Source organism: Paracoccaceae bacterium Fryx2 (assembly GCA_032334235.1).
Classification (GTDB): Bacteria; Pseudomonadota; Alphaproteobacteria; order Rhodobacterales; family Rhodobacteraceae; genus JAVSGI01.
The window spans coordinates 2757501-2771028 of sequence record JAVSGI010000005.1 but is presented as its reverse complement, the minus strand read 5'-3'; the positions used below and the strand labels follow the sequence as shown (position 1 = coordinate 2771028).

Genomic DNA, 13528 nt, shown 5'->3' with positions numbered 1-13528 from the left:
CCAGGTGCACGGGGATGAAATCGGCGGTCAGCCCGCCTCGGAACCGGGTTCGGGCGAACGCGCAGGTTGCCAGCGGGCGCCCATCGGCTCCAGCCTCATGCCCGGCGCCAGCCTCGTCCACGGCAGACTGGCCGGGCTGATCGGCATCGGGCCGGGGGCTGTGCAGACCAGGATGGCTTCTGCAATCGGCTGAAAATCCGCACGGAAATGGACCGAGCTCTTGTTGACAAGGATCGCTTGCTGCGTGGGTTCGATGCCCACGAAGCGATACATCTGCTGATCAGCCATCTGTGCCTTGTTGGTGGAAACCACAACGCGCACGTCTCCGATCCGCAGGCAGGCCGATGGCCCCAGATCCAGCGGCGCTCCGCCGTAAAAGGGGCCAGAGGCGATGAATTTGCCATCCGAGAGTTTTTCCACTGTGAAGCGGGCCTGAAACGGGCTGTCGCCGGGAATGCCGGAAAACCCGCCAAGTGCGATGTCGATCGCGGCCCCCTGTCCCGCGGCATGGGCGGCGGCGGCGGCCGCAGGATCGACGATGATCCCTGTGGCCGCGCGTTTGGCATCAGCCCGCACCAAAGCGCGCAACATGCCGGTGGTGTTGGAATCGCCCCCTGCGCCCGGATTGTCCTGCGTATCGGCAATGACCACCGGTTTCGTCGCCGTGGCGGCGATACGCATCGCCTCGGCCACGCCTGCATCGGGGTCATGGGCCCTGCCTGCAAAGGCAGGTTCGGCCCGCATCACATCGGCGGCCACCGCATCGGCGGCGGCGTCTGCCGCGACCTGTGTCAGACCGTAAGCCACGACCGTCGGGCCGCATCCGGGAAAATCCGCTGCCGGAAAGCCGGGGAAAAACGACACCGTCGTGACATCTCCCTGCTCAAGGTGCGTGTTTCGCTTGATGGTGGGCATCGATTTCACGGGATCATGGGCAGTCATTTCGCGTGAAGCTGGGCACTGATTTCGCGGGATCGCGGGCAGGTCTGGTCGGCAAATTGAGGATAGTTGCGCCTTCAGGAATGAAGGGGTGGCTTGATGCCGACAGGACGATTGAACATGCGCCGGATACGAGATGTTTTGCGATTGAAGCTTGGGCAAGGCCTGAGCGAGCGGTCCATTGCCGCTTCCCTCGGTCTGAGCAAGGGGAGCGTCGGAAGCTACACCCAACGGGCGCGTCATGCCGGGCTCACGTGGCCCTTGCCGGAGGGGATCGATGACGACAGCCTTGAACTTCTTTTGTTTCCAGCCCCGCCCACGGTGCCGGACGCGGAGCGGCTTGTGCCCGACTGGGCGGAGATTGACCGCGAGTTGCGCCGCCCTGGGGTGACGCGGATGCTGCTCTGGGAAGAATACCGTGCCGCGCACCCCGGGGGTTTTGCCTATACTTGGTTTTGCACGCATTACGAGGCTTGGAAGGGTCGGGTGCGCCCGACGATGCGCCAGACACATGTGGGCGGCGAGAAGGTGTTCGTTGACTTTGCCGGCGACACCATCGACGTGATCGACCCCACGACCGGCGAAGCGCGGGCCATGAAGCTGTTCGTGGCGGCAATGGGGGCATCGAATCACACCTATGCCGAGGCGGTGGCATCGGAGGGGTTGGAAGATTGGATCCTCGCGCATATCCGGATGTTCGCCTTTCTGGGCGGCGTGCCAAAGGCGGTGGTTCCGGACAATCTGAAGTCCGCCGTGATCAAGGCAGACCGGTTTGATCCGGGGCTGAACCGGACCTATGCCGAGATGGCGGCGCATTATGGCACCGCCGTTCTGCCCGCCCGGCCGCGCAAACCCCGGGACAAGGCGAAGGTGGAAGTGGCTGTCCAAGTGGCACAACGCTGGATTCTGGCGCGGCTGCGGAACCACCGGTTCTTCTCATTGGCCGAGTTGAACGTGGCGATCCGGCGGCTGCTGGACGAGTTGAACATGCGCGTGATGCGCGGCTATGGCGCCAGCCGCGCCGATCTGTTTGCCACTTTGGATCGGCCCAATCTTCAGCCCCTACCGCCCGAACCTTATGTCTTCGCCCGCTGGAAGCGCGCCCGCGTGGCACCCGACTATCACGTTGAGGTTAACAGCTCATGGTATTCCGTGCCCTTCGCGCTGATCAAACAAGAGGTCGATGTTCGCACAAGCGGCCAGACGGTCGAGATATTCCATCGTGGTCAGAGGGTTGCGAGCCACGTGCGCACCCCGGGGCGGCGCAGCCATGTCACCGTGGCCGACCATATGCCATCGGCCCATCGTCGCTTTGCCGAATGGACCCCGGCCAGAATGCTGGCGCAGGCAACCAAGACCGGCCCCGCCGTCGCCGCCTTTTGCGAGATGGTGATGGCTGACCGCCCCCATCCTGAACAGGGGTTCCGCACCTGCCTGGGTGTGCTGGCCTTGGTCAAAACCTATGGGCCGGAGCGCGTTGATGCGGCCTGCCAGCGGGGTGTGACCATCCGGGCCCGCACCGTCACCTCCATTCGTTCGATCCTCAAGACCGGCCTCGATCGCGCCTTCCTGGAAGGCTCCGAAGAGGTCGCCCCCCTCCAGCACGCCAACATTCGTGGCGGCAGCTATTACCATTGAGAAAGGACTAAAATGCTGACCCATCCCACCCACGACCGACTGTTGGCGCTCGGCCTGACCGGCATTGCATCGGCGCTCGAAGAACAACGCAGGTCAACCGCCTTCGACGCCCTCTCGTTCGAAGAGCGTCTCGGCCTGCTGGTCGACCGCGAGGCTGCAGAGCGCGACACCAAGAAACTGGCCTCCCGGCTCAAGTTTGCGGCTCTGCGCCAAGATGCCAGCGTCGAGGATCTGGACCTGCGCAGCCCACGTGGTCTTGACCGCAGTGTCATGGCGCATCTTGCCGATGGCGGCTGGATCGCCCGGCACGAGAACCTGCTGATAACCGGGCCGACCGGTTTGGGCAAAAGCTGGATCGCCTGCGCCCTTGGCCACAAGGCGTGCCGGGATGGGCGGCCCGTCCTCTATCAACGTGCGCCGCGCATGTTCGAGGCCCTTGCTCTGGCCCGTGGCGATGGCCGCCATGAACGCATCCTCAAAACCATCGCCCGCATGGATGTGCTGATCATTGACGATTGGGGCCTCGCCGTCCTCACCGCCCCGGAGCGCCGTGACCTGCTGGAAATCCTCGAAGACCGCCACGGCCGCGCTTCCACCATCGTCACAAGCCAACTCCCCGTTGACCAGTGGCACGAAGCCATCGGCGACCCAACGCTCGCAGATGCCATCCTCGACCGCCTCGTTCACAACGCACACCGCCTCACCCTCTCAGGTGAAAGCCTGCGCAGGCGCTCCGCCGTCACAAAAAAGCTTGACCAAATCGTTCAAGCCTGACTCCATGAAAGCGTCGGCCAGCCTGCCCACGATCCCGTGAAATGACTGCCCAGAATGGCGCGAAACGCGTGCCCACGATCGCGCGAAATCAGCGCCCATTCTCCGCGAAATCCGCACTCAAGGGTCGCCATCCGGTCATAGATGCCGCGGGCCGGCTCCATCACCGTGCTTTGCCACGCGATCGGGATCAGGAAATCCAACCGCCGGAACGCGGATGCGAAGGGCTTGCCCCGCGCCATCAGCGTATCGAGTTGCACCGCCGCACGGCGGCCCGTGTCAGCCATGTCGACATGCGGATAGGTCCGGAACCCGACAAGTGCGTCCGCCCCATCGACCATCCTGGCAGTGATATTGCCATGCAGGTCCAGCGCCGCAACGATAGGCACATCCGGCCCGACAACGGCACGGACGCGCGCAATCAGTGCTCCTTCGCCGTCCTCTTCATGTTCTGCCACCATCGCGCCGTGCAGGTCCAGAAACACTCCATCCAGCCGCCCCGCATGGGCGATGCCATCGACAATCTCGGCACTGATGGCCTCGTAGTCGGCTTGCGTCACATGGGCCGAGGGTATTGCTCCGCACCACAGGATCGGCACCATGTCCCAGTCGGCAGCCTCGCCATGTGCGGATTTCGCGGAGAATGGGCGCTGATTTCGCGCGATCGTGGGCACGCGTTTCGCGCCATTCTGGGCAGTCATTTCACGGGATCGTGGGCAGGCTGGCCGACGCTTTCATGGAGTCAGGCTTGAACGATTTGGTCAAGCTTTTTTGTGACGGCGGAGCGCCTGCGCAGGCTTTCACCTGAGAGGGTGAGGCGGTGTGCGTTGTGAACGAGGCGGTCGAGGATGGCATCTGCGAGCGTTGGGTCGCCGATGGCTTCGTGCCACTGGTCAACGGGGAGTTGGCTTGTGACGATGGTGGAAGCGCGGCCGTGGCGGTCTTCGAGGATTTCCAGCAGGTCACGGCGCTCCGGGGCGGTGAGGACGGCGAGGCCCCAATCGTCAATGATCAGCACATCCATGCGGGCGATGGTTTTGAGGATGCGTTCATGGCGGCCATCGCCACGGGCCAGAGCAAGGGCCTCGAACATGCGCGGCGCACGTTGATAGAGGACGGGCCGCCCATCCCGGCACGCCTTGTGGCCAAGGGCGCAGGCGATCCAGCTTTTGCCCAAACCGGTCGGCCCGGTTATCAGCAGGTTCTCGTGCCGGGCGATCCAGCCGCCATCGGCAAGATGCGCCATGACACTGCGGTCAAGACCACGTGGGCTGCGCAGGTCCAGATCCTCGACGCTGGCATCTTGGCGCAGAGCCGCAAACTTGAGCCGGGAGGCCAGTTTCTTGGTGTCGCGCTCTGCAGCCTCGCGGTCGACCAGCAGGCCGAGACGCTCTTCGAACGAGAGGGCGTCGAAGGCGGTTGACCTGCGTTGTTCTTCGAGCGCCGATGCAATGCCGGTCAGGCCGAGCGCCAACAGTCGGTCGTGGGTGGGATGGGTCAGCATTTTAGTCCTTTCTCAATGGTAATAGCTGCCGCCACGAATGTTGGCGTGCTGGAGGGGGGCGACCTCTTCGGAGCCTTCCAGGAAGGCGCGATCGAGGCCGGTCTTGAGGATCGAACGAATGGAGGTGACGGTGCGGGCCCGGATGGTCACACCCCGCTGGCAGGCCGCATCAACGCGCTCCGGCCCATAGGTTTTGACCAAGGCCAGCACACCCAGGCAGGTGCGGAACCCCTGTTCAGGATGGGGGCGGTCAGCCATCACCATCTCGCAAAAGGCGGCGACGGCGGGGCCGGTCTTGGTTGCCTGCGCCAGCATTCTGGCCGGGGTCCATTCGGCAAAGCGACGATGGGCCGATGGCATATGGTCGGCCACGGTGACATGGCTGCGCCGCCCCGGGGTGCGCACGTGGCTCGCAACCCTCTGACCACGATGGAATATCTCGACCGTCTGGCCGCTTGTGCGAACATCGACCTCTTGTTTGATCAGCGCGAAGGGCACGGAATACCATGAGCTGTCGACCTCAACGTGATAGTCGGGTGCCACGCGGGCGCGCTTCCAGCGGGCGAAGACATAAGGTTCGGGCGGTAGGGGCTGAAGATTGGGCCGATCCAAAGTGGCAAACAGATCGGCGCGGCTGGCGCCATAGCCGCGCATCACGCGCATGTTCAACTCGTCCAGCAGCCGCCGGATCGCCACGTTCAACTCGGCCAATGAGAAGAACCGGTGGTTCCGCAGCCGCGCCAGAATCCAGCGTTGTGCCACTTGGACAGCCACTTCCACCTTCGCCTTGTCCCGGGGTTTGCGCGGCCGGGCGGGCAGAACGGCGGTGCCATAATGCGCCGCCATCTCGGCATAGGTCCGGTTCAGCCCCGGATCAAACCGGTCTGCCTTGATCACGGCGGACTTCAGATTGTCCGGAACCACCGCCTTTGGCACGCCGCCCAGAAAGGCGAACATCCGGATATGCGCGAGGATCCAATCTTCCAACCCCTCCGATGCCACCGCCTCGGCATAGGTGTGATTCGATGCCCCCATTGCCGCCACGAACAGCTTCATGGCCCGCGCTTCGCCGGTCGTGGGGTCGATCACGTCGATGGTGTCGCCGGCAAAGTCAACGAACACCTTCTCGCCGCCCACATGTGTCTGGCGCATCGTCGGGCGCACCCGACCCTTCCAAGCCTCGTAATGCGTGCAAAACCAAGTATAGGCAAAACCCCCGGGGTGCGCTGCGGATTTCGCGGAGAATGGGCGCTGATTTCGCGCGATCGTGGGCACGCGTTTCGCGCCATTCTGGGCAGTCATTTCACGGGATCGTGGGCAGGCTGGCCGACGCTTTCATGGAGTCAGGCTTGAACGATTTGGTCAAGCTTTTTTGTGACGGCGGAGCGCCTGCGCAGGCTTTCACCTGAGAGGGTGAGGCGGTGTGCGTTGTGAACGAGGCGGTCGAGGATGGCATCTGCGAGCGTTGGGTCGCCGATGGCTTCGTGCCACTGGTCAACGGGGAGTTGGCTTGTGACGATGGTGGAAGCGCGGCCGTGGCGGTCTTCGAGGATTTCCAGCAGGTCACGGCGCTCCGGGGCGGTGAGGACGGCGAGGCCCCAATCGTCAATGATCAGCACATCCATGCGGGCGATGGTTTTGAGGATGCGTTCATGGCGGCCATCGCCACGGGCCAGAGCAAGGGCCTCGAACATGCGCGGCGCACGTTGATAGAGGACGGGCCGCCCATCCCGGCACGCCTTGTGGCCAAGGGCGCAGGCGATCCAGCTTTTGCCCAAACCGGTCGGCCCGGTTATCAGCAGGTTCTCGTGCCGGGCGATCCAGCCGCCATCGGCAAGATGCGCCATGACACTGCGGTCAAGACCACGTGGGCTGCGCAGGTCCAGATCCTCGACGCTGGCATCTTGGCGCAGAGCCGCAAACTTGAGCCGGGAGGCCAGTTTCTTGGTGTCGCGCTCTGCAGCCTCGCGGTCGACCAGCAGGCCGAGACGCTCTTCGAACGAGAGGGCGTCGAAGGCGGTTGACCTGCGTTGTTCTTCGAGCGCCGATGCAATGCCGGTCAGGCCGAGCGCCAACAGTCGGTCGTGGGTGGGATGGGTCAGCATTTTAGTCCTTTCTCAATGGTAATAGCTGCCGCCACGAATGTTGGCGTGCTGGAGGGGGGCGACCTCTTCGGAGCCTTCCAGGAAGGCGCGATCGAGGCCGGTCTTGAGGATCGAACGAATGGAGGTGACGGTGCGGGCCCGGATGGTCACACCCCGCTGGCAGGCCGCATCAACGCGCTCCGGCCCATAGGTTTTGACCAAGGCCAGCACACCCAGGCAGGTGCGGAACCCCTGTTCAGGATGGGGGCGGTCAGCCATCACCATCTCGCAAAAGGCGGCGACGGCGGGGCCGGTCTTGGTTGCCTGCGCCAGCATTCTGGCCGGGGTCCATTCGGCAAAGCGACGATGGGCCGATGGCATATGGTCGGCCACGGTGACATGGCTGCGCCGCCCCGGGGTGCGCACGTGGCTCGCAACCCTCTGACCACGATGGAATATCTCGACCGTCTGGCCGCTTGTGCGAACATCGACCTCTTGTTTGATCAGCGCGAAGGGCACGGAATACCATGAGCTGTCGACCTCAACGTGATAGTCGGGTGCCACGCGGGCGCGCTTCCAGCGGGCGAAGACATAAGGTTCGGGCGGTAGGGGCTGAAGATTGGGCCGATCCAAAGTGGCAAACAGATCGGCGCGGCTGGCGCCATAGCCGCGCATCACGCGCATGTTCAACTCGTCCAGCAGCCGCCGGATCGCCACGTTCAACTCGGCCAATGAGAAGAACCGGTGGTTCCGCAGCCGCGCCAGAATCCAGCGTTGTGCCACTTGGACAGCCACTTCCACCTTCGCCTTGTCCCGGGGTTTGCGCGGCCGGGCGGGCAGAACGGCGGTGCCATAATGCGCCGCCATCTCGGCATAGGTCCGGTTCAGCCCCGGATCAAACCGGTCTGCCTTGATCACGGCGGACTTCAGATTGTCCGGAACCACCGCCTTTGGCACGCCGCCCAGAAAGGCGAACATCCGGATATGCGCGAGGATCCAATCTTCCAACCCCTCCGATGCCACCGCCTCGGCATAGGTGTAATTCGATGCCCCCATTGCCGCCACGAACAGCTTCATGGCCCGCGCTTCGCCGGTCGTGGGGTCGATCACGTCGATGGTGTCGCCGGCAAAGTCAACGAACACCTTCTCGCCGCCCACATGTGTCTGGCGCATCGTCGGGCGCACCCGACCCTTCCAAGCCTCGTAATGCGTGCAAAACCAAGTATAGGCAAAACCCCCGGGGTGCGCGGCACGGTATTCTTCCCAGAGCAGCATCCGCGTCACCCCAGGGCGGCGCAACTCGCGGTCAATCTCCGCCCAGTCGGGCACAAGCCGCTCCGCGTCCGGCACCGTGGGCGGGGCTGGAAACAAAAGAAGTTCAAGGCTGTCGTCATCGATCCCCTCCGGCAAGGGCCACGTGAGCCCGGCATGACGCGCCCGTTGGGTGTAGCTTCCGACGCTCCCCTTGCTCAGACCGAGGGAAGCGGCAATGGACCGCTCGCTCAGGCCTTGCCCAAGCTTCAATCGCAAAACATCTCGTATCCGGCGCATGTTCAATCGTCCTGTCGGCATCAAGCCACCCCTTCATTCCTGAAGGCGCAACTATCCTCAATTTGCCGACCAGACCTGCCCGCGATCCCGCGAAATCAGTGCCCAGCTTCACGCGAAATGACTGCCCATGATCCCGTGAAATCGATGCCCACCATCAAGCGAAACACGCAGGGTGCGCGGCACGGTATTCTTCCCAGAGCAGCATCCGCGTCACCCCAGGGCGGCGCAACTCGCGGTCAATCTCCGCCCAGTCGGGCACAAGCCGCTCCGCGTCCGGCACCGTGGGCGGGGCTGGAAACAAAAGAAGTTCAAGGCTGTCGTCATCGATCCCCTCCGGCAAGGGCCACGTGAGCCCGGCATGACGCGCCCGTTGGGTGTAGCTTCCGACGCTCCCCTTGCTCAGACCGAGGGAAGCGGCAATGGACCGCTCGCTCAGGCCTTGCCCAAGCTTCAATCGCAAAACATCTCGTATCCGGCGCATGTTCAATCGTCCTGTCGGCATCAAGCCACCCCTTCATTCCTGAAGGCGCAACTATCCTCAATTTGCCGACCAGACCTGCCCGCGATCCCGCGAAATCAGTGCCCAGCTTCACGCGAAATGACTGCCCATGATCCCGTGAAATCGATGCCCACCATCAAGCGAAACACGCATCGCCATGCTCTACCGCGCCTCCGATGCCGAGATTGATGCCCCGCCCCGCCGTCATCAGCGCAGCACCCCGTGACATCGGCATGTAGCCCCCACCCTGCACGAAACTGGCCATGTCTGCTGGGCTGGGCGCGAATGTATTGGTCTCGTGCAGAAAGCCTGCCAGCGCTACGCGTTTGATCATTGTTGTGGTCCGGCCCCCATCTTGCAGTCGCGTCGGGCGGTATCTCACCGCGCCGAGGCTTGTTCGTCGGATCGTTGCGGGAAGTATTTAGTGTATTGCTAGGCGATATGTTTGCATGGCTCTGTTGCACAAATCCCGTGAGGGATTCATCTTGTGAATCCAGCGTGGTAGCTGGACGGCATGAGCAGACCCATACCCCCCGCCTACAAGACCAGGAACTGGCCCGCCTATAACGAAGCGCTGAAGCGCCGCGGCTCGCTGACGATCTGGTTTGATACCGCCATGATCTGGGAGGCTGCGCCGACAGGTAAGCGCGGCCGACAGCCTGACTATAGCGATGCCGCGATCCAGACCTGCCTGACCATCAAGGTGTTGTTTGGCATGGCGCTCAGACAGACGACTGGCTTCGTCGAAAGCCTGCTGGGGCTCATCGATTTGGATTGGGCTGTGCCCAATTTCAGCACGCTGAGCCGTCGCCAGAAGACCCTGAAGGTCAACATCCCCCACCGCGGCTCGCAAGGCCCGCTGCATCTTCTGATCGATAGCACCGGGATCAAGGTTGAAGGCGAAGGTGAATGGAATGCGCGCAAGCACGGCGGCACCAAACGTCGGGTCTGGCGCAAGATTCACATCGGGATAGACGAGAAAACACTGGAAATCCGCGCAGCCGAGTTCACCACCAGCGATGTCGGTGACGCGCCGATGCTGCCCGAACTGCTCGACCAGATCCCGCCCGATCAGGAGATCGCCAGCGTCACCGCTGATGGCGCCTTCGACACACGCAAGTGTCACGACGCCATCGCCGCCCGCGGTGCGGCCGCCATCATTCCGCCCCGCAAGAACGCCAAGCCATGGAAGCCCGACACCCCCGGGGCAATCGCCCGCAACGAAGCCCTACGCGCGTCGAAACGCTTCGGCCGAACCATCTGGCGACGATGGAGCGGTTATCACCGCCGAAGCCGCGTCGAGACGAAGATGCACTGCGTCAAATTGCTGGGTCAGCGCCTCATGGCGCGGGACTTTGACCGTCAGGTCGCCGAGTTTCAGGTCCGTGTAGCCGTGCTGAACGGCTTCACGGCGCTCGGTATACCCGTCACTGAAGCCGTGGGATGAGTCTGTCCAGGGAAAGGGGAGATCTGTCTGTCACCCGATTTGTGCAACAGAGCCGGGGCGCATGTCATTGATATCTTTCATGAATTTGGTTGCGGGGACAGGATTTGAACCTGTGACCTTCAGGTTATGAGCCTGACGAGCTACCGGGCTGCTCCACCCCGCGACGGTTGGGCCCTTTTTGTTTGGGTCCTGGTGTCTTTGATCCTTCTTGAGAGGCTGTGGTTTCTTTCTAGGATTGGCGGTGACCTACTCTCCCACACCTTGAGATGCAGTACCATTGGCGCGACGGCACTTAACTGCCGAGTTCGGGAAGGGATCGGGTGTTTTGCTCGTGCTATGACCACCAATCCGAGGAAGAAACCGGTTGCGTTTGTTGCGCAACCGCCCCGGGGTTTCGGGTCTTGCCCTGCTTTTCGGCGGGGGTTTGATCCGGTTTTTCCGGGGTGTACAACATCGGTTTTGTTCCAAGTCCATTTGTGCTGCTTTTGACGATCCTGGCAGGGTTCACGGTTGTGAACCTTGCTGTTTCTGGATCAAATCAAGCCTATCGGGCAATTAGTACCAGTCAGCTGAAAGCGTTGCCGCTCTTACACCTCTGGCCTATCGACGTGGTGGTCTACCACGGCCCTCAAGGGAGACCTTGTTTTGAAGGGGGCTTCCCGCTTAGATGCCTTCAGCGGTTATCCTGTCCGAACATAGCTACCCAGCACTACCGTTGGCACGATAACTGGTCCACCAGTGGTTCGTTCACCCCGGTCCTCTCGTACTAGGGGCAACTCTTCTCAAGTCTCCTACACCCACGGCAGATAGGGACCGAACTGTCTCACGACGTTCTAAACCCAGCTCACGTACCTCTTTAAATGGCGAACAGCCATACCCTTGGGACCTGCTCCAGCCCCAGGATGAGATGAGCCGACATCGAGGTGCCAAACGATGCCGTCGATATGGACTCTTGGGCATCATCAGCCTGTTATCCCCAGCGTACCTTTTATCCGTTGAGCGATGGCCCTCCCACTTGGGACCACCGGATCACTATGACCGACTTTCGTCTCTGCTCGACTTGTCAGTCTTGCAGTCAGGCAGGCTTCTGCCATTGCACTCAACGACCGATTTCCGACCGGTCTGAGCCTACCTTCGCGCGCCTCCGTTACGATTTGGGAGGCGACCGCCCCAGTCAAACTCCCCACCATGCAGGGTCCCGGATCCGGATGACGGACCGCGGTTAGATATCAGAATGGCGAAGGGTGGTATCTCAAGGGAGGCTCCACGAGAACTGGCGTCCCCGCTTCGATGCCTACCACCTATCCTGCACATCACAATCCTGATACCAGTGCAAAGCTGGAGTAAAGGTGCATGGGGTCTTTCCGTCTAACCGCGGGAAGTGTGCATCTTGACACACAGTTCAATTTCGCTGAGTCCACATCAGAGACAGCGGGGAGATCGTTACGCCATTCGTGCAGGTCGGAACTTACCCGACAAGGAATTTCGCTACCTTAGGACCGTTATAGTTACGGCCGCCGTTTACTGGGGCTTCAATTCAGAGCTTGCACCCCTCCTTTTAACCTTCCAGCACCGGGCAGGCGTCAGACCCTATACGTCGTCTTACGACTTCGCAGAGCCCTGTGTTTTAAGTAAACAGTCGCCACCCCCTGGTTTGTGCCCCCCGCCCATACTTGCGTACAGACGGGGCCTCCTTCTCGCGAACTTACGGAGGCATTTTGCCGAGTTCCTTTGATGTGGTTCTCTCAAGCGCCTTGGTATTCTCTACCAGTCCACCTGTGTCGGTTTAGGGTACGGTCTTGTAGAGAGGCTATTTCCAGGAACCTCTGAGCAGCCCACCCAATCCGATAAGGGCAGACTACCTTCGAGATCCGTCACCATCTCACGGCCCAGGAATATTAACCTGGTTCCCATCGACTACGCCTTTCGGCCTCGCCTTAGGGGCCGGCTTACCCTGCTCAGATTAGCTTTAAGCAGGAACCCTTGGACTTTCGGCGACAGGGTCTCTCACCCTGTTTGTCGCTACTCATGTCAACATTCTCGCTTCTGATCTCTCCACCGGATGCCTTACAGCCCGGCTTCACAGAAAGCTCCCAATCTGCGCTACCGCGCGCCCTATCGCTTCGCTACTTGAGGGCATTCACCCTCAATCGCCACACGTCGGACAATCGATAGAACAGATCTGGAGCTATATCACAGAACGCTCCGCTACCACGTGCATTGCTGCACATCCTGAGCTTCGGCTCGTGGTTTGAGCCCCGTTACATCTTCGCCGCAGGACAGCTTATCTAGACCAGTGAGCTGTTACGCTATCTTTAAAGGATGGCTGCTTCTAAGCCAACCTCCTGGTTGTTTTGGCCGTCCCACATGCTTTCCCACTTAACCACGAATTAGGGGCCTTAGCTGCAGGTCAGGGTTGTTTCCCTCTTCACGACGGACGTTAGCACCCGCCGTGTGTCTCCCGGATAGTACTCATCGGTATTCGGAGTTTGCTTAGGCTCAGTAAGGCTGTGGGCCCCCATCACCCATGCAGTGCTCTACCCCCGATGGTATTCGTCCGAGGCGCTACCTAAATAGCTTTCGCGGAGAACCAGCTATCTCCAGGTTTGATTGGCCTTTCACCCCTAGCCACACGTCATCCAGACCCTTTTCAACGGGTGTTGGTTCGGACCTCCAGCACGTGTTACCGTGCCTTCATCCTGCACATGGCTAGATCACCTGGTTTCGGGTCTGATCCCACAAACTCAATCGCCCATTTAAGACTCGCTTTCGCTGCGCCTACACCTATCGGCTTAAGCTTGCTTGTGAGACCAAGTCGTTGACCCATTATACAAAAGGTACGCCGTCAGGGCTCAATAAAGGCCCCTCCGACTGCTTGTAGGCGTCCGGTTTCAGGTACTGTTTCACTCCCCTCGTCGGGGTGCTTTTCACCTTTCCCTCACGGTACTGGTTCGCTATCGGTCAGTAAGGAGTACTTAGCCTTCGGGGGTGGTCCCCCGATCTTCAGACAGGATTTCACGTGTCCCGCCCTACTTGATACGTCCCTTGGAGCTTCCTGTACGGGGCTGTCACCCTGTGTCGCTGCGCTTTCCAGC

The 13528-nt window shown here is 61.5% G+C and carries 9 protein-coding genes, 1 tRNA gene, 2 rRNA genes and 2 pseudogenes (1 of these 14 running past the window's edge); 3 read left to right on the top strand and 11 right to left on the bottom strand.

The window, feature by feature from the left end; translation table 11 throughout:
• Positions 1-27: 27 nt before the first annotated feature.
• Positions 28-1101: an MlrC C-terminal domain-containing protein gene (locus RNZ50_22560; GenBank protein MDT8857768.1), complete on the bottom strand. Its 1074-nt coding sequence runs from the start codon at positions 1099-1101 to the stop codon at positions 28-30.
• On the opposite strand from RNZ50_22560, the gene istA (RNZ50_22555) reads away from it, so the two are divergent.
• On the top strand, positions 1039-2577 hold the full coding sequence (istA, locus tag RNZ50_22555; GenBank protein ID MDT8857767.1) for an IS21 family transposase: 1539 nt from the start codon (positions 1039-1041) through the stop codon (positions 2575-2577). The two genes, RNZ50_22560 and istA (RNZ50_22555), sit on opposite strands and share 63 nt — an antisense overlap.
• A gap of 12 nt (positions 2578-2589) precedes the next feature.
• Positions 2590-3351 carry an IS21-like element helper ATPase IstB gene (gene istB / locus RNZ50_22550; GenBank protein ID MDT8857766.1) on the top strand — a complete coding sequence of 254 codons (762 nt, stop codon included), beginning with the start codon at positions 2590-2592 and terminating at the stop codon, positions 3349-3351.
• Here istB (RNZ50_22550) and RNZ50_22545 read toward each other — a convergent pair.
• From RNZ50_22545 to RNZ50_22515, 7 genes and pseudogenes are all read right to left on the bottom strand, one after another.
• Positions 3342-4049, bottom strand: a complete 708-nt coding sequence (locus RNZ50_22545; protein MDT8857765.1) for a M81 family metallopeptidase — start codon at positions 4047-4049, stop codon at positions 3342-3344. The genes istB (RNZ50_22550) and RNZ50_22545 overlap by 10 nt on opposite strands.
• Positions 4050-4090: 41 nt before the next feature.
• Entirely contained in the window at positions 4091-4852 is a 762-nt protein-coding gene (gene istB / locus RNZ50_22540; GenBank protein ID MDT8857764.1) for an IS21-like element helper ATPase IstB, read from the bottom strand.
• Positions 4853-4864: 12 nt separating this feature from the next.
• A pseudogene (gene istA / locus RNZ50_22535) lies at positions 4865-6076 on the bottom strand (IS21 family transposase).
• Between the two features lie 119 nt (positions 6077-6195).
• Positions 6196-6957, bottom strand: a complete 762-nt coding sequence (istB, locus tag RNZ50_22530) for an IS21-like element helper ATPase IstB (protein MDT8857763.1) — start codon at positions 6955-6957, stop codon at positions 6196-6198.
• Between the two features lie 12 nt (positions 6958-6969).
• Positions 6970-8508, bottom strand: coding sequence for an IS21 family transposase (gene istA, locus RNZ50_22525; protein ID MDT8857762.1), 1539 nt, complete (start codon positions 8506-8508; stop codon positions 6970-6972).
• A gap of 148 nt (positions 8509-8656) precedes the next feature.
• Positions 8657-8989 (bottom strand): annotated as a pseudogene (locus RNZ50_22520) (sigma factor-like helix-turn-helix DNA-binding protein).
• A gap of 133 nt (positions 8990-9122) precedes the next feature.
• Positions 9123-9320: a M81 family metallopeptidase gene (locus RNZ50_22515; GenBank protein ID MDT8857761.1), complete on the bottom strand. Its 198-nt coding sequence runs from the start codon at positions 9318-9320 to the stop codon at positions 9123-9125.
• A gap of 180 nt (positions 9321-9500) precedes the next feature.
• On the opposite strand from RNZ50_22515, the gene RNZ50_22510 reads away from it, so the two are divergent.
• Complete coding sequence (locus tag RNZ50_22510; GenBank protein ID MDT8857760.1) at positions 9501-10433, top strand: IS5 family transposase; 933 nt, start codon at positions 9501-9503, stop codon at positions 10431-10433.
• An 86-nt stretch (positions 10434-10519) separates the two neighbouring features.
• On the opposite strand, the gene RNZ50_22505 is transcribed toward RNZ50_22510, so the two are convergent.
• From RNZ50_22505 to RNZ50_22495, 3 genes are all read right to left on the bottom strand, one after another.
• Positions 10520-10596 (bottom strand) — tRNA-Met (locus RNZ50_22505).
• 70 nt (positions 10597-10666) lie between these two features.
• Positions 10667-10781: ribosomal RNA gene (gene rrf, locus RNZ50_22500) — 5S ribosomal RNA — on the bottom strand.
• Positions 10782-10967: 186 nt separating this feature from the next.
• A 23S ribosomal RNA gene (locus tag RNZ50_22495) occupies positions 10968-13528 on the bottom strand; it runs 369 nt beyond the window's last position.